The following is a 22581-nucleotide window of genomic DNA, read 5'->3' as shown; positions in this document are numbered from 1 at the left end:
GTCCGCGCTCCCGGGGCCACGTAGACTTCGTGGCATGGCGAGGAAGGAAACTGCAGCGGACGCTGCTAACCCCGGGCGACTGAAGCAGATCGCCCTGACCTACAAGATGACCCGCAGGGCCGACAAGAAGATCGGTCTTGTACTCGCGGCAGTCGGAATCGTCACCTTCGGTGTCTTCCTCGCGATCGGTTTCTTGATCGGTCACCCCATCTATCTCGGCATCCTGGGCCTCCTGCTCGCCTTCCTCGCGTCGGCGATCGTATTCGGGCGCCGGGCCGAGCGAGCGGCCTTCGGGCAGATGGAGGGCCAGCCGGGCGCGGCCGCGGCAGTACTCGACAATGTAGGCCGGGGGTGGACGACGACCCCCGCGGTGGCGATGAACCGCAGTCAGGACGTGGTGCACCGGGCCGTCGGCAAGGCCGGCATCGTCCTGGTCGCCGAGGGCAACCCCAACCGGGTGAAGAGCCTGCTGGCCGCCGAGAAGAAGAAGATGAACCGGATCGTCGCGGACGTGCCGGTGCACGATCTGGTCGTCGGCACGGGCGAGGGCCAGGTCGAGCTGAAGAAGCTGCGCACGACCATGCTGAAGCTGCCGCGCGTGCTGACCGGTCCGCAGGTGACGGCCACCAACGACCGGCTGCGGGCCATGGGCGACCTCATGAGCAATATGCCGCTGCCGAAGGGCCCGATGCCGAAGGGCATGAAGCTGCCGAAGGGCGGACCGAAGGCCCGCTGACCCCCCTGCTGCGTCAGACCTCCCACGTCAAAAAAGGGGGCGCCCGGTGTTCACCGGGCGCCCCCTTCGTCGTACCGCCGCCGGAAGTCGTCGTACCGCCGCTGGAAGAGCTAGATGCGCACTTCCACGGTGCGAGCCAGCCGGTCGTGCAGACCCCGGCCGTCGCGGTCCCAGATCAGGGCCGGGAGCGCGAGGCACAACAGGACCGTGCGCAGCAGGGCGCGCAGCGGGTTGACCGTGCCCGAGTCCAGGGCGACCACCCGCAGGCCGAAGAGGCGCTTTCCGGGGGTGAAGCCGATCGTGCCGAGGGTCAGGACGCTCATCACGAAGAAGATCAGCAGCGCCCAGTTGGAGGACGCCTGGTCATAGCTCTGAGTGATCAATTGGGATGCAATCAGAGCACTCATTCCCCAGTCCACGGCCAGTGCGCCGAGGCGCCGTCCCGGGCGGGCGATCGAACCCGGCCCCTCCTGAGGCAGGCCGAGCTGCTCGCCCCGGTATCCGAAGTCCACACCGGCTTCCTCGGCCGCCGCGCGGGGGCCCGAGAGCCACGATCCGATTGCTTCCCTCTTGTCCACGCGTCCACGGTACTGCGCCCGTTTTGGGATACGGACAGGTGGGGTGCGCAGTAGGATGTCCGGTTAACGTGCACGAAACAAATGGGTCACGCTTGAGAAATCACCCGTCCCTAGGGTCGAGGTCAGCGTGTGCCACCGCACTGGCCGCACGAACGAACTACCACCCCGGCAAGGAACGGTCGGGAGTAGGAGGAGCTGGATGTTCCAGAACGCCGACGAGGCCAAGAAGTTCATCGCGGACGAGGACGTCAAGTTCATCGACGTCCGCTTCTGCGACCTGCCGGGCGTCATGCAGCACTTCACGGTGCCCGTCGAGGCGTTCGACCCGGACGACGAGCTCGCCTTCGACGGATCCTCGATCCGTGGATTCCAGGCCATTCACGAGTCCGACATGGCGCTGCGCGCGGACCTGTCGACCGCCCGGGTCGACCCCTTCCGCCGCGACAAGACGCTGAACATCAACTTCTTCATCCACGACCCGATCACCGGCGAGCAGTACAGCCGTGACCCGCGCAACGTGGCGAAGAAGGCCGAGGCCTACCTCGCCTCCACCGGGATCGCCGACACCGCGTACTTCGGCCCCGAGGCCGAGTTCTACGTCTTCGACAGCGTGCGCTTCGCCACCTCGTCGAACGAGTCCTTCTACCACATCGACTCCGAGGCGGGCGCCTGGAACACCGGCGCGCTGGAGGACAACCGCGGTTACAAGGTCCGCTACAAGGGCGGCTACTTCCCGGTCCCGCCGGTCGACCACTTCGCCGACCTGCGCGCCGAGATCTCCCTGGAGCTGGGCAAGGCCGGCCTTCAGGTCGAGCGCCAGCACCACGAGGTGGGCACCGCCGGCCAGGCCGAGATCAACTACAAGTTCAACACGCTGCTGCACGCCGCCGACGACCTCCAGCTCTTCAAGTACATCGTGAAGAACGTCGCCTGGCGCAACGGCAAGACCGCGACCTTCATGCCGAAGCCGATCTTCGGTGACAACGGCTCGGGCATGCACGTCCACCAGTCGCTGTGGGCGAACGGCGAGCCGCTCTTCTACGACGAGCAGGGCTACGCCGGCCTGTCGGACACCGCCCGCTTCTACATCGGCGGCATCCTCAAGCACGCCCCGTCGCTGCTGGCCTTCACCAACCCGACGGTGAACTCGTACCACCGCCTGGTGCCGGGCTTCGAGGCGCCGGTGAACCTGGTGTACTCGCAGCGCAACCGCTCCGCCGCGATGCGTATCCCGATCACCGGCTCGAACCCGAAGGCCAAGCGCGTCGAGTTCCGTGCCCCGGACTCGTCCGGCAACCCGTACCTGGCCTTCTCGGCGCTGATGCTGGCCGGCCTGGACGGCATCAAGAACAAGATCGAGCCGGCCGAGCCGATCGACAAGGACCTGTACGAGCTGGCTCCCGAGGAGCACGCGGGCGTCCCGCAGGTCCCGACCTCGCTCCCGGCCGTCCTCGACTCCCTCGAGGCCGACCACGAGTTCCTCCTCCAGGGCGACGTCTTCACGCCGGACCTGATCGAGACGTGGATCGACTACAAGCGCACGAACGAGATCGCCCCGCTGCAGCTGCGTCCGCACCCGCATGAGTTCGAGTTGTACTTCGACGTGTGATCGGACCACGCGCGACCGACGCATGAGCCGTCCGGCGCCCCCGTTCCTGTTTCTCAGGGCGGGGGCGCCGTCGTATTCTGGTACTGCTGTTCGAGAGAGCTGACGGGGGTTACCGGAATGTCCGAACGGGACGATGCCGAGCGGGAGTTCGACCTCAAGTGGGCCGACAACGCCGAGCACAAGGAGCCCTCCGCGCGGGCCCGGATGCTGGCCGCGCGCTGGAAGGAGAACCCTCCCGCGCCGCAGCCGTTCCGCGCCGACCCCGACCCTGTGAAGCCGCGCCGCTCGTCGTGGATATCGACGGCCATCGTGCTCGGAAGCGTGGCGGCGATCATCCTGCTGCTGGGGTACGCGAACTTCCGCTCGCCGTACTAGAGCCGCCAGAACCGTAAGTCTTTGCTGGTCCTAGGACTGATCGCGACCGCTTCATGGGAGAGGGCGGGTGCACACTGGGCAGTGGGGCGAGTGCCTGACTGCGGGGTGATGCAAGATGCAGAGCCGCTTCCGGAGCGATCGGCGACTGACCGTGCGCATGACGGTCACGCTGTTTCTGCTCGGACTCCTGTACGTGGCCTTCGTGGCCGCGTTGATCGTATTGCTGAAGTCGGTGGTGCTGGTCGTCGTGATCGCGGCGGCGATGCTCGGCGCGCAGTACTGGTTCTCCGACCGGATCGCGCTGTTCGCGATGCGTGGGCGGGTCGTGGAGCGCGAGGAGTATCCCGAGCTGCACGCGGTGGTCGACCGGCTGTGCGCGATCGCGAACATGCCCAAGCCGGTGGTCGCCGTGTCGGAGATGGACATGCCGAACGCGTTCGCGACCGGCCGGAATCCCGACAACGCCGTCGTCTGCGTGACCACTGGTCTGCTACGGCGGCTGGAGCCGGCGGAGCTGGAGGGCGTGCTCGCGCACGAGCTGTCGCACGTGGCGCACAAGGACGTCGCCGTGATCACCATCGCGTCCTTCCTCGGCGTGATCGCGGGGCTGATCGTACGGTTCGCCTTCTACTCGCAGCTGTTCGGCGGTGGGCGCAGGGATCAGAACACCGCCATCGTTTTCGCCGCAGTAATGGGTGTGTCGGCGGCCGTGTACGCGATCAGCTTCTTGCTGATCCGGGCCCTGTCCCGGTACCGGGAGCTGGCGGCGGACCGGGCGGCGGCGCTGCTCACCGGCCGGCCCTCGGCGCTGGCGTCCGCGCTGACCAAGGTCTCGGGCGACATCGCCCGGATCCCGACCAAGGACCTGCGGACCGCGCAGGCCTTCAACGCCTTCTACTTCACCCCGGCGCTGGGCTCCGAGCCGGGCGTCGCGCGGCTCTTCTCGACCCACCCGAGCCTGGAGCAGCGGCTGGAGCAGCTGGGGCGCATCTCCGGCGAGCTGGGCGAGGCGGCCACCCCAGGGAGGGCGGACTGAGCATGGGGCTGCTGGACATCCTGCTCGGCCGGACGAAACCGGTCGCGCCCGACCTCGACCAGCTCTTCGCGCTGCCGTCGGCGGCGGTGACGCTGGAGGCGGCCGCCTCCTTCACCCCGACCGGGCGCGGCGCGGTGTGCTTCGCCACGGTCGAGGGCGCCGCCTTCGAGCAGACGCACCGCGAGGTCCAGGCCCTGCTCGACGCGGACACCGACCGCGACGGGCCTCCGGTGGAGCTGCGGCGGGACGACTACGGGTATTCGTGGCTGGTGTCGGAGCGCACGCCCGACCAGCTGCCGCTCCTCGTCAACGACCTGCACGCGGTGAACAGTTCCATGGAGGTCAACGGCTTCGGCCCGCAACTACTGTGCTCGCTGGCCGGCTTCACGGACCCGGAAGGCCGTCGGCTCGCGCTGGTCTACCTCTACAAACGCGGTTCCTTCTACCCCTTCGCGCCGCTGCCCGGCGAGGCGCAGCGGCGCGACAACGCGCTGGAACTGCGGGTGAAGGCGGCGCTCGCGAGCGATCTGCGGATCGAGCAGGACCTCAACCGCTGGTTCCCGGTGTGGGGCGCCCCCGGCCTGTGACCAGGGGCGTCACCACGGGTCTCACTTGCCCTTCTCGCGCGCCTGCCGACGGGACTCGAAGGGGCGCTCGCGACGGTAGCGGCGCTCCCACTTGGCCTGCCGGTCACGGCGATCACGGTAGGCGCGGTAGTTGCCGGGCACGGGCCCCGAGGCCCCACCCGACGGCGCTCCTCCCGACGAGGACGTCGAGGAGGTGCTGTGCCCGTACTGCATGTACAGGAAGAGCACGGCGACGGCGGCGAGCCACCAGACGTGGTTTCCGAATCCCAGAACGACCAGGACGACGGTCCCGGATATGACGATGGTGCCCATGACGGGCCTCCGTGTGCGTGGGTTGGTCCGAGCGGTGAGCGGTGCGGTGTCCGGACGGGGCGCTTGGGGAGGGCGTCCGGCCGTCGGTGCGTAGAGAGTAGCCCCGGGTCCGCAGGGGGATGCCTGTCCTGCGGGAAGCGGTGTGGCCGACTCCGCAACGCTTGTCCAGCGTAGGGACGCGGTCACTCCGGGTGCATCTTCTTTTTCCGGGGAGGCGGCGGACGGGGGGCGGCAGGTGCCGTCCGTTTGGCAGTGCCGTCCGATTGTCAGTGGCGTCCGGGAGGATGTCTTCGCGGAGGACGTGACGGGCGTGGTGGAGGCCGGCATGGGTGACGGGGAGCGGTACATCGGCGTGGCGGAGCGGCGGGCACGGCTCGCGCTGCGGCATCGGCTGGCCGGGGCGGCGCGGGCGGCGAGCCCGGAGGAGGTCGCCGGCTCGCTGGTCGCCCTGCACGGCACGGATCCCGCCACGGTGTACCTGGCCGTGGGCGCGCGCCTCGCGGACCCGGCGCGGACCGTGGCGGAGACCGGCCGGGCGTTGTACGAGGACCGCGCGCTGGTCCGTATGCACGGCATGCGGCACACGGTCTTCGTGTTCCCGACGGAGCTGACCGCGGTCGTGCACGCCTCCACGGGCCTCGCGGTGGCCGCCCGGGAGCGCGCCGCCCTGCTGAAGCAGATGGCGGCGGCCGGGGCGCCGGACGCGACCTGGCTGAAGGAGGTCGAGGAGTCGGCGCTGGCCGCGCTGGCCCGGCGCGGCCAGGCGACGGCGGCCGAACTCGCCGAGGACGAGCCGCGGTTGCGGGAGCAGTTCGTGTACGCGGCCGGGAAGAGCTACGAGGGCCTGCACACCGTCTCGACGCGCCTGCTGAGGGTGCTGGGCGTCGAGGGCAAGGTCGTCCGGGGCCGACCGCTCGGCTCCTGGACGTCCAGCCAGTTCCGCTGGGCGGTGGCACCCGCGCACTCCGAGCTGGACCCGGCCGAGGCCCAGGCGTCGCTGCTCGGGCGGTGGCTCGCGGTGTGCGGGCCGGCCACGGAGGCCGACCTCAAGTGGTGGACGGGATGGCGCGTGACGGACGTACGCCGGGCGCTGACGGCGATCGGGGCGCGGCCGGTGTCCCTGGACGAGGGCACGGGGTACGTCGTGGACGGTGACGTCGGCCCTGTGGCGGAGCCCGACGAGCCGTGGGCCGCGCTGTTGCCCGGGCTCGATCCGACGGCGATGGGGTGGCAGCAGCGGGACTGGTATCTCGCGCCGGAGTTGAGATCCGCGTTGTTCGACCGCAGCGGCAATGTGGGACCGACGGTGTGGTGGAACGGGCGCGTGGTGGGGGGTTGGGCCCAGCGGGCGGACGGGGAGATCGTGTGGCGGTTGCTGGACAGGGACGGGGTGGGGGCGGAGGCGGAGGCGGCGATCGCCCAGGAGGCGGGGCGGTTGCGGGGGTGGGTGGGGACGACTCGGGTGACGCCGCGATTCCGGACGCCGCTGGAGAAGGAGTTGGCGGGGGCATAGGCCGGGCGCCTGCCGAAATCTTCGAGCTCCGTGACGCCGGTACCAGCGCCGGGTCCGGTCCCGCGTGTCCTCATGGGGGGCGGCGAGTGCGATGCGAGCCGTGTCCTATGCGGTGCCGTGACCGTCGAGGAACCGAAGCAACACGGCGGCCTCCGCGCGGAGCTGCGCGGCTCGGTCAGCATGCGCGGGCGCGGTCAACTGCGCTGCGGCCTCCAGTCGCTCGGCAGCCTCGGCGCGCACGACATCAACCACACGGCGCTCGCTCAGCTCACGCCGGGCTGCTTCGGTGACGCCGATACCGACCGGCGCCTGCTCAAGGGCCAAGCCGCGGAGGTCGGCTTCGTCCACTGGCACCGCCTCAGCGTTGTCCAGCGCGGCAAGCGTCGCGCGCAGGGCGCTCACCGCGGCCTTGTCACGGGCGCGCATCGCTTCCGGCAGTGCTTGACGCATACGAAGACGTAAGGACATGCCGGTGACCTTATGGCCGCACCCCTGGACTCACAACGCGATATACGCGTCGCAGTGGCTGGAGGAACTCGGGTCGCCCGATCCGCAGGAGCACTGCCAGGCCGGCAACGCGAGTGCCGGGCACCCCGAAGCACAGGGCACCCGGCACTACCGGCTCACCGCGAGTAACGCAGGAACGCCCGCACCATGTGGCACGTCGTGTCCGATGGCGGATGAACCCCGATCATCTCCGCCGTGCTCCGGATCGTCTCGTTGCGGGCCTGGTTGGGCACGTACACGCCCGAGTCGAGCAGGGCGATCGCGAGGCGCATCGCCTTGAGGCGGCGGTTGTGAGTGACGTACCACTCACGCGGCCGCCCCGGCGGCAACGGCCGCTTCTCCACGGGCGCGTACGGCATCTCGAGCTGGACGGGGCGCTTCGCGGTGGACTGGGTGGGCAACGGCTTCGGCTTCAGTGCGGCAGCGGGCACAGGCATCCTCCTGTCGCGGTCAGGGCGCCGGCGCCGGGGACTACGGCGACCCCGGCGACACCCTCGAACACTGCTTCTATTCTACTGCCCGCCACTGACAAAAGCCCCTGGCCACAAGGGCTTTCGGGGGCGCTGTGACGCAGGTGGAGGACGGGTTTTCGCGTACCGTGGGCGGCATGGAAATCTTCTCGCCGAGCATCCGAGGCTGATCCAGCGGCCGATCATCACGGCGGACGACGGTACGGCGGTGATGGGCCGCACCGACGAGGCCGTACGGGAGGCTTTGCACCGGTAGACAACGGCTTGTCGGAGGGCGGGAGTTCGCAGGACGTCCGCTGTTACCCTCCCCGGCCATGACCTTCGGTGATCAAGGAATGCCGCACGGGCGGCAGGAGCGGATACGGCGGCGGCGCAGTCGGCGGGCGGTCGCCGTCGGCACGGGAATCGTCCTCGTGACGGCCGTGGCTGTGGGCGTCGTGCTGTACGCGGGTGGCGGTGACGGCGGCGAGAATGGTGCGGTTCCCTCGGCATCGGCCACCACCGCGTCCGTAACCGCCGTCCCGTCCGTGACCGCCTCCCTCCCCTCCGACACCCCGACGGCCCTGGCCTCGCCGCTCGAGCGGCCCGTCATCCGGCCCGAACAGGCGTTTCCGCAGCAGAGCGCGCGCCTGAAGGACGGGTCCCGGTTCCAGCGCGTCGCCCTCGCCACCACCACCGACTGCGGCCGCGCCATGTCGCCGGAGTTGGCCGCACTGGTCGAACAGGGCGAAGGACGCGCCCGGTTGAGCGCCGCCCTGTTCACGGACGCCGAGCGGCGCTCGCAGGTGACGGTCACCGCGGTGAGTTTCGCGCGGGTCGAGGACGCGTCGACGGTGTTCGCGATGGCCTCGATGGATCCGGTGACGTATCAGGTGGTCTCGCTGGACCCTCCGCCGGAGGCGGGGTTGCCGACCGTGCCGCCCGGTTCGGCCGGGGTCTTCCGGCGGGTGATGACCGTGCGGTCCGTGGTGTTCGCGGGCGGGCAGTGGGGGGACGGGGCGGAGAGCGGGGAGGCGGCGCTGACGAAGGAGACGGAGGGGTTGTTGCGGTACGTCCATGAGGATGTCGTGGCGTACGAGGAAGGGAATATGTGACGCAGGCCACTTCGGTGACTCCTGTAACCACTGAGTAACTTCGTTCGGTATCTCGTACATAGCGGCGTACGCTCCCCGACCTCGCAGGAGGCGCGCATGTCGCGTAGGAGAACACTCAGTACGAGCAAGAAGGCCGCGCTGCTAGTCGGCGCGGCGGCGGTGGCGGGAGGCGGTGCCTTCGTCATGGCGAGCACCTCGAACGCCGCGGGGCCGCAGTCCGCGGCGGAGTCGACCGTCTGTCAGGGGCTTGCCACCGCGCTCGGCAACAACCTGAAGTTCATCGACGGTCAGCGGGCCGCTCCGGACGCACAGTCCGAGGCCAGGATCGCCAACCGTGAGGCGGTCATCGCGGAGATCCAGCGCAAGCAGGAGGCGTCCGGGTGCGTGGTTGGGGAGTCGGCTCAGGACTCCCGGGCCACGCAGCCTTCGCAGGCGGCCCAGCCCTCGCAGGCGGCCGAAGCCGCGCAGCCCTCGACGAGCGCCCCCGCGGCCGCCGGTGAACAGGTGTGCAACGGCTCGACGGTCACCCTGTCCGGCGAGGGCGGCGCCCCGGCCGCGTCCAGCAATCAGTTCCCGGCCGGCACGAAGCTGAAGGTCACCAACCTGGACAACAACAAGTCCACGACGGTGGAGGTCACTTCGGTCTCCGGCAGCTGCGCGCTGCTCAACAACGCGGCCTTCGAACAGGTCCGTGAGCCCGGCAAGTTCCTGATCCGCCGGGCCGTGATCGAGAAGGTGGGGTGAGGCTCGGACGCCGAAGACGTACGTGTCATGGGTCCCGCTGCTCCCGGCCAGGAGCAGCGGGACCGGCATGTCCGGGCCGGCCCTCACCCCCATCGCATACGAGCTGCCGCACCGTCGGGTTTCCGCGACCGCGAACAGGTCCGGTTGCCGGCGTTCCAGCCGCTCCCTCCCCGCGCGGCGCTCACATCACGTGAATCGGACCACAGAACCACCAGGTAACACGGGGTTCACATTCGAGCAATGACCGGGAAATCGCCTGTTGACAGGCTCGCGGGCGACAAGTGCGGTGCCCCAGTGCCGCAGCGCCGCAGCACCCGCAAGTGCGCCCAGACACACCCCCGAAGGAAGTGGCCCGTGACCTTCAAGGCTGAGTACATCTGGATCGACGGCACCCAGCCGACGGCCAAGCTCCGTTCCAAGACGAAGATCCTGGCGGACGACGCCAAGGGTGCCGACCTGCCGATCTGGGGCTTCGACGGGTCGTCCACGAACCAGGCCGAGGGCCACGCCTCGGACTGCGTGCTCAAGCCGGTCTTCTCCTGTCCCGACCCGATCCGCGGCGGCGACGACGTCCTCGTCCTGTGCGAGGTCCTCAACATCGACATGACGCCGCACGAGTCCAACACCCGTGCCGCGCTCACCGAGGTCGCCGAGAAGTTCGCCTCCCAGGAGCCGATCTTCGGCATCGAGCAGGAGTACACCTTCTTCCAGGACGGCTACCCGCTCGGCTTCCCCAAGGGCGGCTTCCCGGCCCCGCAGGGCGGCTACTACTGCGGTGTCGGCGCCGACGAGATCTTCGGCCGTGACGTCGTCGAGGCGCACCTGGAGAACTGCCTCAAGGCGGGTCTGGCCATCTCCGGCATCAACGCCGAGGTCATGCCCGGCCAGTGGGAGTTCCAGGTCGGCCCGGTCTCCCCGCTGGAGGTCTCCGACCACCTGTGGGTGGCCCGCTGGCTGCTCTACCGCACCGCCGAGGACTTCGGCGTCGCCGCCACCCTGGATCCGAAGCCGGTGAAGGGCGACTGGAACGGCGCCGGTGCGCACACCAACTTCTCCACGAAGGCGATGCGCGAGGGCTACGACGCGATCATCACCGCCGCCGAGTCGCTCGGCGAGGGCTCCAAGCCGCTCGACCACGTGAAGAACTACGGCGCCGGCATCGACGACCGTCTGACGGGTCTGCACGAGACCGCCCCGTGGAACGAGTACTCCTACGGCGTCTCCAACCGTGGCGCCTCGGTCCGTATCCCGTGGCAGGTCGAGAAGGACGGCAAGGGCTACATCGAGGACCGCCGTCCGAACGCCAACGTCGACCCGTACGTCGTGACGCGTCTGATCGTCGACACCTGCTGCTCCGCGCTGGAGAAGGCCGGCCAGGTCTGATCCCGCCCGACGGCTCGTCAAGGGGCGCCCACCAGGACGGTGGGCGCCCCTCGCGTGTGTCATGGGTGCGTCCAAGCAGTGAGAGGAGGCTCCACCGGGAGGATCGCGTCTGCTTCAATGGGAGTATGGCCAGCTTCCAGAAGATCTCCGCGACGGGTCGCCATGACCTCGAGCCCTTCTGGCCTTCCCGTCAGCACCACGACTTCGACCGGGAGTGTTGCCGCGCGGTGAACGCGCCGGCCCTCTAAAGCCGCACCTCGGCCTTCGGTCGGCGCGCAACGACGTACGTCCCCTGACGAACCTCTCGCGCGAAAAGAGCTGACCTCTCATGGCGAACACTCGTTCCCTCTCCTCCACCGCACCCCTGAACTCCCCCGCCCGGCACCGGCTGCGTGCCGTCGACCGGGACGAGGTGGTGGACGTGGCGGACTTCCTGCCGCCGGGCGCCACCCTGCTGCCCGCTCCCCCGCACACCCTGCCCGCCCTGCCGGGCCGGCCGCCGATGGTCGGGTACCTGGTGCTCGTCCCGGCCGACCAGCAGCCGCCGTTCCCGCCGGTGGCGGTGCCCGAGCGGTCGGAGACGGGTGCCGGGGCCGCCGGCGACCCGCTCGTGCGGATCGACACCGCGCAGCGCACCGCCGAGGTGGACGGGCGCGCGCTCGACCTCACCTACCTGGAGTTCGAGCTGCTCGCCCACCTCGTCTCCCATCCCTACCGGGTGTACAGCCGCGACCAGTTGGTCACCACGGTGTGGGGGTACGGACATGTGGGCGACGGCCGTACCGTCGACGTCCACATCGCCCGCCTGCGCCGCAAGCTGGGCGCCGAGCATCGGCAGGTGATCCAGACCGTGCGCCGGGTCGGATACAAGTACGCGCCGCCGACGGGGCGTTGACTCTCTGCTGACGGCGAATTCCCGTTCCGTCCCGCGGGCCGGCCGGGCAGAGTCACCGGCATGAGACTTCTGCTGCTGGGTGGGACCGAGTTCGCGGGACGGGCCGTCGCCGAGGCGGCCCTCGCGCGCGGCTGGGAAGTGACCGTCTTCCACCGGGGACGGCACGCGCCGCCCGCCGGTGTGCGGTCACTGCACGGTGACCGCACCGCGCCCGACGGGCTCACCGCCCTCGCGGAGGGAGAGTGGGACGCCGTCGTCGACACCTGGTCGGCGGCGCCACGGGCCGTACGGGACACGGCGCGGCTGCTGCGGGGCCGCGCCGGGCGGTATGTGTACGTGTCGAGCTGCTCGGTGTACGAGTGGCCCCGGCCCGCCGGATACGGCGAGGACGCACCCCTGGTCGAGGGCGCCTCCGCCGACGCCGAGCAGACGGACTACGCGCGGGACAAGCGGGGCGGCGAGCTGGCCGCCGTGGAGGCCTTCGGCGCGGACCGTTCGGTGCTCGTGCGGGCGGGGCTGATCCTCGGGCCGTACGAGAACGTCGGGCGGCTGCCGTGGTGGCTGGGCAGGATCGCCCGCGGCGGGCCCGTCCTCGCGCCCGGGCCGCGCGACCTGCCCCTCCAGTACGTCGATGTCCGTGACCTCGCCGAGTGGATCCTCGGCGCGGTGGAGCGGGAGTTGAGCGGGCCGTACACCCTGATCGGGCCGCAGGGGCACGCCACCATGGGCACCCTGCTCGACGCCTGTGTGCGCGCCACCGGCGGTCCGGCCGAGCTGCGGTGGACCGACCCGGACGTGATCCTGGAGGCGGGGATCGAGCCGTGGGTCCAGCTGCCGGTGTGGGTGCCGCCGGGCAGCGACCTGCACGACGCCCTGCACGCCGCGGACGTCTCCCGGGCGCTGGCGACGGGACTGGACTGTCGCCCCGTCGCCGACACCGTGACCGATACCTGGAAGTGGCTGAAGGACATCGGCGGTACGGCGCCGCAGCGGCCGGACCGGACGGCCAAGGGCCTCGATCCGGAGGTGGAGGCGAAGGTGCTGGCCGGCGGCGGGGGTGTACCTGGCACCACCCCCTGATCCGGAGCCCAAACCCCGTGTCCCACACCGCCCCCTCGGTGAGACTGACGCCATGACGACCATCGAGACGAAGAGTGGCAGCGGTTCCACCAGGGTGCGGGGGATCGGGCTCGCGGCGGTACGAGGGCTCGGGCTGGCGCTGGTGTTGCTGCCGGGGGCGGTGGTCTGTTTCACGCTCTCCCTGGTGTCCATCGCGTTGATACCGATCGGGATCGGGCTCGTCACCACGCCGTGGGTTCTCGCGGGGGTGCGGGCGTTCGCGGACTGGCGGCGGGTGCTGGCCGCCCAGTGGTGCGGGGTGAAGATCCCCTCGGCGTACCGGCCGATCCCGAAGGGCGCCAATCCGTGGACGCGCACGTTCGCGTTACTGCGCGATCCGGCGACCTGGCGGGACCTGAGGTGGCTGCCGGTCGACATGTCGGCGGGGTTCGTCACCGCGCTGCTGCCGGCCCTGCTGTTGTTCTACCCGCTGGAGGGGTTCGCGATCGCGGCCGGGCTGTGGCGGGTCTTCCCCGACGGGTACTGGTACGGGTTCGTGCCGGTGACCGGGCAGCCCTCCGCACTGGCCGCCGGTGTCCTGGGCCTGGTCATCATCTTCTTCGCCCATTTCCTCACTCCTCGGCTCCTGGAGGCCCACTTCCGCCTTACCCGGGCCGTCCTCGCCGCGGGCCAGGGCGAACTGGCCGAGCGAGTGCGGGTGCTGACCGAGACCCGGCGGGACGCCGTCGACACCTCCGCCGCCGAACTGCGGCGCATCGAGCGGGACCTGCACGACGGGGCGCAGGCCCGGCTGGTCGCCATGGGCATGGACCTCGGCACCATCGAGATGCTCCTCGACAAGGACCCGGAGCAGGCCAGGCGGCTGCTCGCACAGGCCCGTCAGTCCTCCGTGGACGCCCTTTCCGAACTGCGCGAACTCGTCCGCGGCATCCATCCGCCGGTGCTCGCCGAGCGCGGACTGGGCGACGCCGTCAAGGCGTTGGCGCTGCGCCTGCCGGTGGCCACGGAGGTGAACGTGGAGCTGCCGGGCCGCGCGGACGCGCCGGTGGAGTCGGCCGCGTACTTCGCCGTCAGCGAGGTGCTGACCAACGCGGTCAAGCACGCGAACGCCGACCGGATCTGGATCGACCTGCACCACGTCGAAGAAGGCGGCGGCATGCTGCGGATCTCGGTCACCGACAACGGCAAGGGCGGCGCGGTGATCGGGGCCGGTTCGGGCCTGGCCGGGGTCGAGCGGAGACTGGGTACATTCGACGGCGTTCTGGCCGTCAGCAGCCCCGCGGGCGGCCCCACCATGGTCACCCTGGAGATCCCTTGCGCGTTGTCCTAGCCGAAGACCTGTTCCTGCTGCGCGACGGACTCGTCCGGCTCCTTCAGGCCCACGACTTCGAGATCGCCGCGGCCGTGGAGAGCGGCCCCGAGCTGACCGCCGCGCTGGCGGAATTACGGCCGGACGTCGCCGTGGTCGACGTCCGGCTGCCGCCCACCCACACCGACGAGGGGCTGCAGTGCGCGCTGAAAGCCCGGCGGGACAGACCCGGCCTGCCGGTGCTCGTCCTGTCGCAGCACGTGGAGCAGCTGTACGCGCGTGAGCTGCTCGCCGACGGCAGCGGCGGGGTCGGCTATCTGCTCAAGGACCGGGTGTTCGACGCGGAGCAGTTCGTGGACGCCGTACGAAGGGTGGCGGCGGGCGGTACGGCGATGGACCCGCAGGTGATCCAGCAGCTGCTGTCCCGGCGGGCGGGCGACGACCGGCCGCTGGGGCGGCTGACCCCGCGCGAGCTGGAGGTGCTGGAGCTGATGGCGCAGGGCCGGTCGAACGCGGCGATCGCGGAGAAGCTCGTCGTCACGGAACGGGCGATCGCCAAACACACCTCCAACATCTTCAGCAAACTGGGCCTGGAGGTGTCGGACGACGACAACCGCCGCGTCCTGGCGGTTCTCGCCTATCTGGACCAGGACCGCTGAAATCGGGCCCCGGATCCCGCACATGCCGTAAGGGATCAACAACTCCCGGTATTCCATGTGTAGTTGAGGCCGAATTGTCTCGCGAATCTTTCACCAATTCCTGAGACGGCTGAACACCCGTGGGACGGCTTCCGTACTGAGGGGAGCCGCTTCACTCCTGTCGGGCGCCTCGATAGCCCCGCAAGGAAGTCAGAGGAGTTCCATGGGACGCAACACAAGAAAACGCCGTACGCCGCTGGCCACCAAGGCCGTTGCCGGGGCGGCGGCCCTAGCGCTCGGTGGGGGCGGGCTGATATGGGCCAACTTCTATGCCTCGGCACATGAGGAGAACTCGGCACAGAACCAGATCAAGGCCTCGGGCGCCCAGATCGCGACGATCAAATGTCCGGACGTCGGCCAGCAACTGACCGACGTGCCGGACGGCGCACGCGCCGGTGTCGACCAGGAGCTGGCGAAGCTGGACCAGCAGGTCACGGAGGCCTATAAGCGTCTGGCGGACACGCGCCAGGCCCAAGCCGGGGATTCCGGCTTCGTCGACAACGCCATCCTCGGTCCGCTGAAGTCCAAGCGGACGGCCACCATCGACCGGATCGGCATCAACATCCAGCGCGCGGGCGGTGAGCGTCCGCAGGGTGCCGAACAGCTCGCCCAGTGCGAGGGTGTGCCGGCCGACCAGCCGGACACCGCCGCCGGTGAGGGTCAGGACCAGAACAACGACGGTCAGGACCAAGGCGACGGCCAGGACCAGGGCCAGGATCAGGGCGATGGCCAGGACCAGGGTCAGGACCAGGGCGACGGTCAGGATCAGGTCCAGGAGGGCGGCCCGGTCGCGGACGACTTCGTCAACATCGAGGACGTCCAGCCGGGCTCCCGCAACCTCCCGAACGGCCTGGCCGCGAACGGGGACTCCGGTTCGACGGGCAGCTTCACCACGGAGTGCGGCACCAACGAGAACGAGAACCGCAACTCGGACAACGTGATCGTCGCTCCAGGTGTCAGCAACGGTGCGCAGCACCAGCACGACTACGTCGGCAACCAGGACAACGACGCGTTCACCAGTGACGAGGAGTTCCTCCAGGCCGACACCAGCTGCCAGAACCAGGGCGACAAGTCGACGTACTACTGGCCGGTGCTCCGTATCCAGGACGGTCAGGACGAAATCGACGCGAACGCCCCCGGTGGCGGCCAGGACGGCAACGTCGGCACGATCCAGCAGGTCAGCCAGGTCGAGCTGAAGTTCGTCGGCAACAAGACGAGCGACGTTGTCGCGATGCCGCAGGCCCTGCGCATCATCACCGGTGACGCCAAGGCCTTCACCAACGGCCTCAATAACGCCAACACCTCCTGGAGCTGCACCGGCTTCGAGGACCGGCAGGTGACGGACAAGTACCCGATCTGCCCCGAGGGCAGCTCCGTGGTGCGGACGTCCAACTTCCAGAGCTGCTGGGACGGTCAGAACATCGACAGTGCCAACCACCGTGACCACGTGGCCTTCGTCCAGGAGGACGGCAGCTGCGCCAACGGTTTCCAGGCGATCCCCCAGCTGCAGGCCAAACTGGTCTACGACGTCCCGGCACCGCAGATCGAGAACGGGCAGGTGCAGAACGCGTACGCGCTGGACGGCTTCCCGGACCAGCTGCACAAGCCGATCACCGACCACAACGACTTCATCAACTTCTTCGACGAGAACGTGATGAACCAGATGGTCGAGTGCATCAACAGTGGCCAGGATTGCCAGTAGCAACCCGGTAGCACACTAGGAAGCCGGCGGTGGGGTCTCCCACCGCCGGCTTTCGCTTGCCCCGGAACCTGCGCGGCATCCGCGCCCTGCGCGGTCAGCCGGAGTGACCGCCACTGTTGTGACTGCCACCGGGGTTCATGTGCTCGGACCCCTCCTCCATGGTCCCCCCGAGCGTGCTGCGCAGCGTCGTGACCGTCTTCTCCTCGCCGACGGCGACCCACTTGCGGCCGACGAGGTAGTAGCCGCCGTAGTCCTTGGCCTCGTTCAGCCACTCGCGCTGGCCGCGGTCGGTGGCGAAGGTGGCGAGGACGTACTTCTCGGCGCCCTTCTTGCAGATGGCCTGGCGAATCGTGTCGGCGTCGGTCTGCATGTTCGGCTTGCACTTCGCCTCGGCGGCCAGGTGCTCGAGACTGCCGGTCGCCGTCTCCGGAACATCCGCCTCACTGTTCCCGTCGGATCCGCAGCCCGCCAGTGCCAGTACCGCCACCGCGCCGGCCAGCGCGAGCCTCGGTCGGGTCAACCTCATGTGTTCCTCCGGTCCCTTCCGGCGACATGCCGTACGGAGCCCCGGCGAGGGGCCCTCGTCTTCGATACGGCTCAGGCGCCCGGAGCGCTCAAAATACCGGTGCTGTCGCGGGCACGGGTGTGCGAGGGTATGCCGGTGAACCAGGACTGGGAAGATCGCGTGAGCGCGGCTTGGGCGGCCATGGACGGCTATGACGCGGCCGATTTCCGCGCCGTGATCGACGCCTTGGTCGCCGAACTGCCCGCGGACAGTCCGCTGGGCCCCTTCGAGCAGGCCTGCGCCTGGGACTCGACCGGCCACTCGGACCAGGCGGTTCCGCTGTACCGGGAGGCACTCGCGAAGGGGCTGAGCGGCTACAAGGCCCGCCGGGCGAAGATCCAGCTGTCCAGCTCCCTCAGGAACATCGGACAGCCGGAAGAAGGCGTCAAGCTGCTGACACCCGAGCTGGACGCCCCCTCCGACGAGTTGGACGACGCGGTACGGGCGACCCTGGCCCTGTGCCTGTCCAGCCTCGGCCGCGACCGCGAGGGCCTCGCCCTCGTACTCGGCGCCCTCGCCCCCCATCTGCCGCGCTACCAGCGGTCGATGGCGAACTACGCGCGCGCCCTGCTAGGGCCTGTGTCGGAGGGTTGACTCACCCGTCTGGACGTGCGGAGGTGACCAACCGGCGATTCCCTCGTTCTGCTGAACGTGCAGTCACAGGATGTCGCCCCGCGCCCCTCCCCAGCCTCCCCCACCGACCCGGTCGTGGACATCGAGCAGGCCGAGGCCGCGCTCGTCGAGCACTACCCCCGGCTCGTCCGGCTCGCCTATCTGGTACTGCCGCCGGGTATCGGCCGCAACCGGCGTGTCGTGACCGCGCACGCGCTCACCCAGCGCGCGCTGCCCCGTGGCCGGACGCCCGCGCCCGTGATCCCGGCCCAGTCGACGGGCCGCGACGGCGACCCGGGCTATGCCTTCGTCCGTCTGCAGGTCCTGCGTACGGCACTGGAGGCGGGCCTGCCGCTGAAGCGCAAGGCGTGGCCCAAGCGCTCCCAGCTGCCGCCGCTGCTGCCCCAGGTGTGGGGCCTCAGGCTCTTCCCGCGCTCCGGCGGCGCCGACGAACTCGCCCTGGACCAGCAGTTGTCCGCGCTGACCGGCCCGGCCCGTGCCGCGTATGTGCTGCGCGGTCTGGAGAAGCTGCCGGACGGTGACGTACGCGAGGTGCTGACGGCCGCCGGTGTCGACGACGTGGACGCGGCGCTGCGCGAGGCCGACGGTCTCGCCGCGCGGTACGAGCTGCTCGACTCCCCCGAGTTCGACCCCTGTTCGCTGCAGGCCCGGCCCACCGACCTGATGCGGCGCAGGCAGCACATGAAGGCAGCGCTCGCCGCGGCGGCGGCCGTCGCCGTGTGCGGCGCGCTGCTCGCTCTGCCCGGCGACGGCTGGGGCCCCGACGGCGCAGCCGCGCCCTCGTACGCGCAGAACCGGTCGGCCCAGGCGGCCCTGGACCCGGACAAGTTGACCAAGGTCGCGCCCACCGCGTGGAAGTCCTCCGCGCGCACCGACTTCTCCGTCTGGCCCGCGCGCGGCGACCTCACCGACGACCGGGGCCTGCTGCGCCGCGCCCTCGCCGTCTGGGCCCGCCCCGGCGAGAAGGTGCAGGTCTCGGTGACCCCCGGCACCCCGTCGGGCGGCCCGGCCGGCCCGCCGCAGCTGCTGTACGCCGGGAACGTCGACAACGCGCGCGTGGTGATCCTCTACGACGGTCTACGCATCGCCCGGTACGCCGAACCGAAGGGCGGCGCGAGCAGGGCGGCGCTGGACTTCGCGCGGGCCGACGGCGCGCGGGGGGCCGAGGCGAGCGCCATGGTGCTGGGCCGGGCCGACGGCAACGTCCGCTATCTGACCGCTCCTTGGGTGCGGAAGGCGGCCGAGCGGGACCTGCGGAAGCCGAGGGCCGGCGCGATGGACCTCACGCTGACCGACGGCATCACCGCACCGATGGCCAGCCCGGCCCTGCGGAACGGCGTCTGCACGTCGTGGAACGTGCTCCAGCTGACCGACGACTCCGGTACGCGCCTGCTGACGGACCTCGGCGAACTGATCCCCGCCCACCTCACCACCGGACGGCCCGGCTCGCCCCACGAGGCGTCGGGCGCGAAGGCACAGCGCGCCTGGGCACCGTTCGCCTGCTCCCTGTCCGCCGTACGCTCGCAGGGCGTGCGGTCGGTGAACGCCTGGGAGTACGCCCAGCAGCCGCTGCCCGACGCGAGCGGTACGGCCGCGTGGGTGTGCACCCGGGCCGAGACCTGGCGGGGCGACGGCACCCGCGTGCTGGCGCAGTTCCACACACCGCGCGGGGCGTACGGGGCGGTGGCGGCGAAGGCCGAGAACGTTCCGGCGTGCGGCCCGCGCGATCCGCATGTGCTGGCCGGGGTGCTGTGGAAGTCGGAGGCGGGGCCCTGGTACCTGCTCGCGGCAGGCAGCCGGGACACGGCGTCGATCACCGCGACCGGCGGGATCGACGGTTCCACGCAGGGCAACCTGCTCACCGTACGCACGAAGCGGGGAGCGCAGGCCGGTCTGAAGGGAACCTTGGACAACGGGCGTTCGATCAGCGGTCTGCGGTAGCCGCCGGGCAAGAAGGTGAACACGGCTGGTCGGTCCGGTCCGTTCGAGGCCGGAACCGATCGGTAAAGTGTTCGCATGACTATCGGGGTGCGCCGCAGAATGGGTGTCGAGGAGCGGCGGCAGCAGTTGATCGGCGTCGCTCTCGACCTGTTCAGCCGCCGCTCGCCCGATGAGGTCTCCATCGACGAGATAGCGTCGGCCGCCGGTATCTCGCGCCCGCTGGTCTACCACTACTTCCCCGGCAAACTCAGCCTGTACGAAGCCGCGTTGAAGCGCGCCGCCGAGGACCTGGCGGGCCGGTTCGTCGAGCCGCACGACGGGCCGCTGGGGCCGCGGCTGCTGCGGGTGATGCACCGGTTCTTCGACTTCGTCGACGAACACGGCCCCGGTTTCTCGGCGTTGATGCGCGGCGGCCCCGCGGTCCCCGCGGGCGGAGCCCGCTTGATCAGTTCAGCTTCGGCGACGAACGCGCTCATCGACACCGTACGACAGGCCGCCTATGACCAGATCCTGTCGCATCTGAGGGTGGAGGATCCGCCCGCGCGACTGGAACTGGTCGTCCGCTCCTGGATCTCGCTCGCCGAGTCGACCGCGCTGATCTGGCTGGACGGCCGGCGCATCCCGCGCGCCGAGCTGGAGGCGCAGCTCGTGCACGACTTCGCGGCGCTGGCCGCCGTAAGTGCCGCCTACGACCCCGAGATGACAGCGCTGCTGCGCCGCATCCTCAAGGACGAACCGGTCGAGGGCCCGTTCAGCGACCTGGCCGCACGGCTGATCTCGCTGGCGTCCTAGCGCTTCGGTAGGAGGCGTCGAGTTCACGCACCTCCACGGAGGCGTGCAGGGCAAAGCCGTCGTCCTCGATGTACTTGCTGAGCAATTCCAGGACCGCTTCGGTCAGTCTCGCCTTGGTCTCCTCGGTGCGCCCGGCGAGCAGGCCGATCATCACGTGGACGACCGCGTGCCCCTCGTCCTCGAAACCGACCAGCGTGTCCTCGGTACGGCGGAACTGCGTCTTGCACGCCTCCGGCTTCGCCGCCGCGATCTCGACCGTCGCCGAGTGCAGGGCCTCGGCGAAACCGGCGCGGTCGAAGGCGGCGGCCATCGTCGCTGAGTAGTCGACAGTGATCTGCGGCATGGGCACTCCTGTTCCAAGGCAACAGGAGTCACCCTAACCGCAGCGCCAGCAGCGCGATGTCGTCCTCCCGGTCGTGGCCGAAGCAGCCCAGCAGGGTGTCGCACAGGGCGTCCAGGCCGGGTGGGGCGTCGGCGGCGGCCCTGCGCAGGTGTTCGAGGGAGACCTCGAGGTCCGTGCCGCGGCTCTCGATGAGGCCGTCGGTGACCATGAGGAGGCGGTCGGTCGGGTCGAGGTACAGCTCGGCGGGCTCCGGCCGGTCCAGGCCGAGGCCCAGCAGCGGCCCGCACGCCTCGACGTAGTCGGCGCCCGAGCCGTCCCGCACGATCAGCGGCGGGATGTGTCCCGCGTTGGCGATGCGCGTGCGCCCCGTGTCCGGGTCGGTCAGGACCAGGCAGACGGTGGCGGTGACGTCGGGGTGGTAGTGCAGCAGCATCCGGTCCAGGCGTGCCGCGAGGACGGCAGGGTCGCTCTCCTCGACGCAGTAGGCGCGCAGCGCGTGCCGGATCTCGACCATGACGGTGGCCGCGTCCAGCGAGTGCCCGACCACGTCGCCGACCGCGGTCAGCACCCCCTCGCCGGTACTCACGGCGGCGTAGAAGTCGCCGCCGATCTCGGTCTCCCGGGACGCGGGCACGTACCGGACGACGAGGCCGACGCCGGGCAGCCGGGCCAGCTTGTGCGGCTGGGGCAGGAAGCTGTGCTGAAGGGTGAGGGCGACGTGCCGCTCCGCCTGGTACATCAGCAGCGGCTCGGCGGCGAGCGCGGTCGCCTCGGCGAGGCGGGCGATCAGCCCGTCGTCCACCGGATCCTTCCCGCCGACCCGGCGCACGGGCCTGGCCACGCACACCGGTGCCCTGCCCTGCTGGGTCAGCGCCACCACGAGCCGGGCGTCCTCCTGGACGCCGGGCCGGAAGAAACCGGCCGGCCACAGCGGGGCGGGCACGACGACGCTGTGCACCCCGGTCTGCCCGTCGGCGATCCGCGCGACCAGCCGCGCGACCGCCTCGTGCGCGGCGCTGTCGGGCAGCGCGAGGGAGCTGCGGTTGCGGGAGGTGCCCCGGTGCAGCTCGCCGTCCGGGCCGACGACGAACACGGCCGCGGGTGTGCCGGTGAGCCGGGCGCCTCCGTCCGCGGCCGCCTCGGCCAGTTCCCGCAGGGTGCGCGCGGACTGCACGGTCACGATCGCCTCGGACAGCAGCGTCAGCCGGTGGACGAGTGTCTCGGCCCCGTTGCTCCGCCGCGCCCCGCGCACCGCCGCCCGTACGACGGCCTGGATCTCCCGCGGCTCGGCGGGCACCGTCAGATAGGCGTCCCCGCCCGCGTCCAGCCCCCGGCACCGGTCCCCCGGCCCCACCGCCGCGGCCGAGAAGTGGACCACGGGCAGCGCCGCCATGAGCGGCCTGGACTTGACCCGGCGGCACAGTTCGAAGCCGCTCATGTCCGGCAGCCCGACGTCGACGAGGGCCACGTCCGGCAGGGTGCCCGTGTGCAGCCGTACGTCGAGTTCGACGAGCGCCTCGTTCCCGCTCGCGACCGGCACGACCTGGTGGCCCGCGCGCCGCAGCACGGCGCCCAGGGCGTAGCGGCTGGCCGCCACGTCGTCGACGACCAGCACGGTCGTGTCGGTCTGCTTGCCGTTGCCGTCCATGTCCGCCGGTCCCGCGGGGAAAAGGGAAGTG

24 protein-coding genes and 1 pseudogene are annotated in these 22581 nt (G+C 70.4%); 18 read left to right on the top strand and 7 right to left on the bottom strand.

Going from position 1 to position 22581, the window contains the following annotated elements:
• Positions 1 to 34: 34 nt before the first annotated feature.
• Positions 35 to 736, top strand: coding sequence for a DUF4191 domain-containing protein (locus tag CLM62_RS41790; RefSeq protein WP_095755100.1), 702 nt, complete (start codon positions 35 to 37; stop codon positions 734 to 736).
• A gap of 110 nt (positions 737 to 846) precedes the next feature.
• Here the strand turns inward: CLM62_RS41790 and CLM62_RS41785 are convergent, their stop codons facing one another.
• Positions 847 to 1314 (bottom strand): RDD family protein, encoded by a 468-nt coding sequence (locus tag CLM62_RS41785; protein WP_095755099.1) that lies wholly within the window; start codon positions 1312 to 1314, stop codon positions 847 to 849.
• A 199-nt stretch (positions 1315 to 1513) separates the two neighbouring features.
• Between CLM62_RS41785 and glnA the strand changes: the two genes are divergently transcribed.
• The 4 genes from glnA to CLM62_RS41765 all read left to right on the top strand — a co-directional run bounded on the left by glnA (position 1514) and on the right by CLM62_RS41765 (position 4921).
• On the top strand, positions 1514 to 2923 hold the full coding sequence (glnA, locus tag CLM62_RS41780) for a type I glutamate--ammonia ligase (protein ID WP_095755098.1): 1410 nt from the start codon (positions 1514 to 1516) through the stop codon (positions 2921 to 2923).
• 117 nt (positions 2924 to 3040) lie between these two features.
• Complete coding sequence (locus CLM62_RS41775; RefSeq protein WP_095755097.1) at positions 3041 to 3298, top strand: hypothetical protein; 258 nt, start codon at positions 3041 to 3043, stop codon at positions 3296 to 3298.
• Positions 3299 to 3413: 115 nt separating this feature from the next.
• Positions 3414 to 4334: a zinc metalloprotease HtpX gene (gene htpX / locus CLM62_RS41770; RefSeq protein WP_095755096.1), complete on the top strand. Its 921-nt coding sequence runs from the start codon at positions 3414 to 3416 to the stop codon at positions 4332 to 4334.
• A 2-nt stretch (positions 4335 to 4336) separates the two neighbouring features.
• Positions 4337 to 4921, top strand: a complete 585-nt coding sequence (locus CLM62_RS41765; RefSeq protein ID WP_095755095.1) for a hypothetical protein — start codon at positions 4337 to 4339, stop codon at positions 4919 to 4921.
• Between the two features lie 21 nt (positions 4922 to 4942).
• Here CLM62_RS41765 and CLM62_RS41760 read toward each other — a convergent pair whose 3' ends face one another.
• A complete protein-coding gene (locus tag CLM62_RS41760) occupies positions 4943 to 5233 on the bottom strand; it encodes a hypothetical protein (protein WP_095755094.1) in 291 nt (96 codons plus the stop codon).
• A gap of 325 nt (positions 5234 to 5558) precedes the next feature.
• Here CLM62_RS41760 and CLM62_RS41755 point away from each other — a divergent pair, with 325 nt between their 5' ends.
• Complete coding sequence (locus CLM62_RS41755) at positions 5559 to 6746, top strand: winged helix DNA-binding domain-containing protein (protein WP_095755125.1); 1188 nt, start codon at positions 5559 to 5561, stop codon at positions 6744 to 6746.
• A 105-nt stretch (positions 6747 to 6851) separates the two neighbouring features.
• Here CLM62_RS41755 and CLM62_RS41750 read toward each other — a convergent pair whose 3' ends face one another.
• Both CLM62_RS41750 and CLM62_RS41745 read right to left on the bottom strand, forming a co-directional pair.
• Positions 6852 to 7172 (bottom strand): hypothetical protein, encoded by a 321-nt coding sequence (locus CLM62_RS41750; protein ID WP_095755093.1) that lies wholly within the window; start codon positions 7170 to 7172, stop codon positions 6852 to 6854.
• Between the two features lie 197 nt (positions 7173 to 7369).
• Positions 7370 to 7684 carry a hypothetical protein gene (locus tag CLM62_RS41745; RefSeq protein ID WP_095755092.1) on the bottom strand — a complete coding sequence of 105 codons (315 nt, stop codon included), beginning with the start codon at positions 7682 to 7684 and terminating at the stop codon, positions 7370 to 7372.
• A 187-nt stretch (positions 7685 to 7871) separates the two neighbouring features.
• On the opposite strand from CLM62_RS41745, the pseudogene CLM62_RS41740 reads away from it, so the two are divergent.
• The 9 genes and pseudogenes from CLM62_RS41740 to CLM62_RS41695 all read left to right on the top strand — a co-directional run.
• Positions 7872 to 7979 (top strand): annotated as a pseudogene (locus CLM62_RS41740) (ArsC/Spx/MgsR family protein); the annotation flags it as partial.
• Between the two features lie 58 nt (positions 7980 to 8037).
• A complete protein-coding gene (locus CLM62_RS41735; RefSeq protein ID WP_257004400.1) occupies positions 8038 to 8817 on the top strand; it encodes a hypothetical protein in 780 nt (259 codons plus the stop codon).
• Between the two features lie 96 nt (positions 8818 to 8913).
• Entirely contained in the window at positions 8914 to 9561 is a 648-nt protein-coding gene (locus CLM62_RS41730) for a hypothetical protein (protein WP_095755091.1), read from the top strand.
• A 354-nt stretch (positions 9562 to 9915) separates the two neighbouring features.
• Positions 9916 to 10944, top strand: a complete 1029-nt coding sequence (gene glnII / locus CLM62_RS41725) for a glutamine synthetase (protein WP_095755090.1) — start codon at positions 9916 to 9918, stop codon at positions 10942 to 10944.
• 328 nt (positions 10945 to 11272) lie between these two features.
• Entirely contained in the window at positions 11273 to 11839 is a 567-nt protein-coding gene (locus tag CLM62_RS41715) for a winged helix-turn-helix domain-containing protein (protein ID WP_095755088.1), read from the top strand.
• Positions 11840 to 11899: 60 nt separating this feature from the next.
• Positions 11900 to 12919 (top strand): SDR family oxidoreductase, encoded by a 1020-nt coding sequence (locus CLM62_RS41710; protein ID WP_095755087.1) that lies wholly within the window; start codon positions 11900 to 11902, stop codon positions 12917 to 12919.
• Between the two features lie 52 nt (positions 12920 to 12971).
• Positions 12972 to 14249: a sensor histidine kinase gene (locus tag CLM62_RS41705; protein WP_095755086.1), complete on the top strand. Its 1278-nt coding sequence runs from the start codon at positions 12972 to 12974 to the stop codon at positions 14247 to 14249.
• On the top strand, positions 14234 to 14887 hold the full coding sequence (locus CLM62_RS41700; protein WP_095755085.1) for a response regulator transcription factor: 654 nt from the start codon (positions 14234 to 14236) through the stop codon (positions 14885 to 14887). The genes CLM62_RS41705 and CLM62_RS41700 overlap by 16 nt, the downstream gene beginning before the upstream one ends.
• 202 nt (positions 14888 to 15089) lie before the next feature.
• Positions 15090 to 16628, top strand: a complete 1539-nt coding sequence (locus CLM62_RS41695) for a DUF1996 domain-containing protein (RefSeq protein WP_095755084.1) — start codon at positions 15090 to 15092, stop codon at positions 16626 to 16628.
• Between the two features lie 94 nt (positions 16629 to 16722).
• Here the strand turns inward: CLM62_RS41695 and CLM62_RS41690 are convergent, their stop codons facing one another.
• Positions 16723 to 17154 (bottom strand): hypothetical protein, encoded by a 432-nt coding sequence (locus CLM62_RS41690; protein WP_095755083.1) that lies wholly within the window; start codon positions 17152 to 17154, stop codon positions 16723 to 16725.
• A 129-nt stretch (positions 17155 to 17283) separates the two neighbouring features.
• Here CLM62_RS41690 and CLM62_RS41685 point away from each other — a divergent pair, with 129 nt between their 5' ends.
• The 3 genes from CLM62_RS41685 to CLM62_RS41675 all read left to right on the top strand — a co-directional run bounded on the left by CLM62_RS41685 (position 17284) and on the right by CLM62_RS41675 (position 20559).
• Positions 17284 to 17787 carry a tetratricopeptide repeat protein gene (locus tag CLM62_RS41685; RefSeq protein WP_179382453.1) on the top strand — a complete coding sequence of 168 codons (504 nt, stop codon included), beginning with the start codon at positions 17284 to 17286 and terminating at the stop codon, positions 17785 to 17787.
• 57 nt (positions 17788 to 17844) lie between these two features.
• Positions 17845 to 19767, top strand: coding sequence for a hypothetical protein (locus CLM62_RS41680; protein WP_095755082.1), 1923 nt, complete (start codon positions 17845 to 17847; stop codon positions 19765 to 19767).
• A 75-nt stretch (positions 19768 to 19842) separates the two neighbouring features.
• The gene (locus CLM62_RS41675) at positions 19843 to 20559 is read left to right on the top strand and encodes a TetR/AcrR family transcriptional regulator (RefSeq protein WP_095755081.1); all 717 of its coding nucleotides are present in this window, start codon (positions 19843 to 19845) and stop codon (positions 20557 to 20559) included.
• On the opposite strand, the gene CLM62_RS41670 is transcribed toward CLM62_RS41675, so the two are convergent.
• Together CLM62_RS41670 and CLM62_RS41665 are read right to left on the bottom strand one after the other, a co-directional pair.
• Entirely contained in the window at positions 20519 to 20902 is a 384-nt protein-coding gene (locus tag CLM62_RS41670; protein WP_095755080.1) for a 5-carboxymethyl-2-hydroxymuconate Delta-isomerase, read from the bottom strand. The genes CLM62_RS41675 and CLM62_RS41670 overlap by 41 nt on opposite strands.
• A gap of 28 nt (positions 20903 to 20930) precedes the next feature.
• Positions 20931 to 22550, bottom strand: a complete 1620-nt coding sequence (locus CLM62_RS41665; RefSeq protein ID WP_095755079.1) for a fused response regulator/phosphatase — start codon at positions 22548 to 22550, stop codon at positions 20931 to 20933.
• Between the last annotated feature and the right edge of the window lie 31 nt (positions 22551 to 22581).

It is taken from the genome of Streptomyces sp. SA15, assembly GCF_002291145.1.
Classification (GTDB): Bacteria; Actinomycetota; Actinomycetes; order Streptomycetales; family Streptomycetaceae; genus Streptomyces.
Note: the sequence above shows the minus strand (reverse complement) of the source record. Positions and strands in the feature narration are given on the sequence as shown.

Excerpts from the sequence above, each read along its gene's own strand:
- CLM62_RS41790 (WP_095755100.1), top strand. The coding sequence starts at position 35 with ATGGCGAGGAAGGAAACTGCAGCGGACGCTGCTAACCCCGGGCGACTG.
- glnA (WP_095755098.1), top strand. The coding sequence starts at position 1,514 with ATGTTCCAGAACGCCGACGAGGCCAAGAAGTTCATCGCGGACGAGGAC.
- CLM62_RS41775 (WP_095755097.1), top strand. The coding sequence starts at position 3,041 with ATGTCCGAACGGGACGATGCCGAGCGGGAGTTCGACCTCAAGTGGGCC.
- htpX (WP_095755096.1), top strand. The coding sequence starts at position 3,414 with ATGCAGAGCCGCTTCCGGAGCGATCGGCGACTGACCGTGCGCATGACG.
- CLM62_RS41765 (WP_095755095.1), top strand. The coding sequence starts at position 4,337 with ATGGGGCTGCTGGACATCCTGCTCGGCCGGACGAAACCGGTCGCGCCC.
- CLM62_RS41760 (WP_095755094.1), bottom strand. The coding sequence starts at position 5,233 with ATGGGCACCATCGTCATATCCGGGACCGTCGTCCTGGTCGTTCTGGGA.
- CLM62_RS41755 (WP_095755125.1), top strand. The coding sequence starts at position 5,559 with ATGGGTGACGGGGAGCGGTACATCGGCGTGGCGGAGCGGCGGGCACGG.
- CLM62_RS41750 (WP_095755093.1), bottom strand. The coding sequence starts at position 7,172 with ATGCGCGCCCGTGACAAGGCCGCGGTGAGCGCCCTGCGCGCGACGCTT.
- CLM62_RS41735 (WP_257004400.1), top strand. The coding sequence starts at position 8,038 with ATGACCTTCGGTGATCAAGGAATGCCGCACGGGCGGCAGGAGCGGATA.
- CLM62_RS41730 (WP_095755091.1), top strand. The coding sequence starts at position 8,914 with ATGTCGCGTAGGAGAACACTCAGTACGAGCAAGAAGGCCGCGCTGCTA.
- CLM62_RS41715 (WP_095755088.1), top strand. The coding sequence starts at position 11,273 with ATGGCGAACACTCGTTCCCTCTCCTCCACCGCACCCCTGAACTCCCCC.
- CLM62_RS41710 (WP_095755087.1), top strand. The coding sequence starts at position 11,900 with ATGAGACTTCTGCTGCTGGGTGGGACCGAGTTCGCGGGACGGGCCGTC.
- CLM62_RS41705 (WP_095755086.1), top strand. The coding sequence starts at position 12,972 with ATGACGACCATCGAGACGAAGAGTGGCAGCGGTTCCACCAGGGTGCGG.
- CLM62_RS41695 (WP_095755084.1), top strand. The coding sequence starts at position 15,090 with ATGGGACGCAACACAAGAAAACGCCGTACGCCGCTGGCCACCAAGGCC.
- CLM62_RS41690 (WP_095755083.1), bottom strand. The coding sequence starts at position 17,154 with ATGAGGTTGACCCGACCGAGGCTCGCGCTGGCCGGCGCGGTGGCGGTA.
- CLM62_RS41685 (WP_179382453.1), top strand. The coding sequence starts at position 17,284 with ATGCCGGTGAACCAGGACTGGGAAGATCGCGTGAGCGCGGCTTGGGCG.
- CLM62_RS41675 (WP_095755081.1), top strand. The coding sequence starts at position 19,843 with ATGACTATCGGGGTGCGCCGCAGAATGGGTGTCGAGGAGCGGCGGCAG.
- CLM62_RS41670 (WP_095755080.1), bottom strand. The coding sequence starts at position 20,902 with ATGCCGCAGATCACTGTCGACTACTCAGCGACGATGGCCGCCGCCTTC.
- CLM62_RS41665 (WP_095755079.1), bottom strand. The coding sequence starts at position 22,550 with ATGGACGGCAACGGCAAGCAGACCGACACGACCGTGCTGGTCGTCGAC.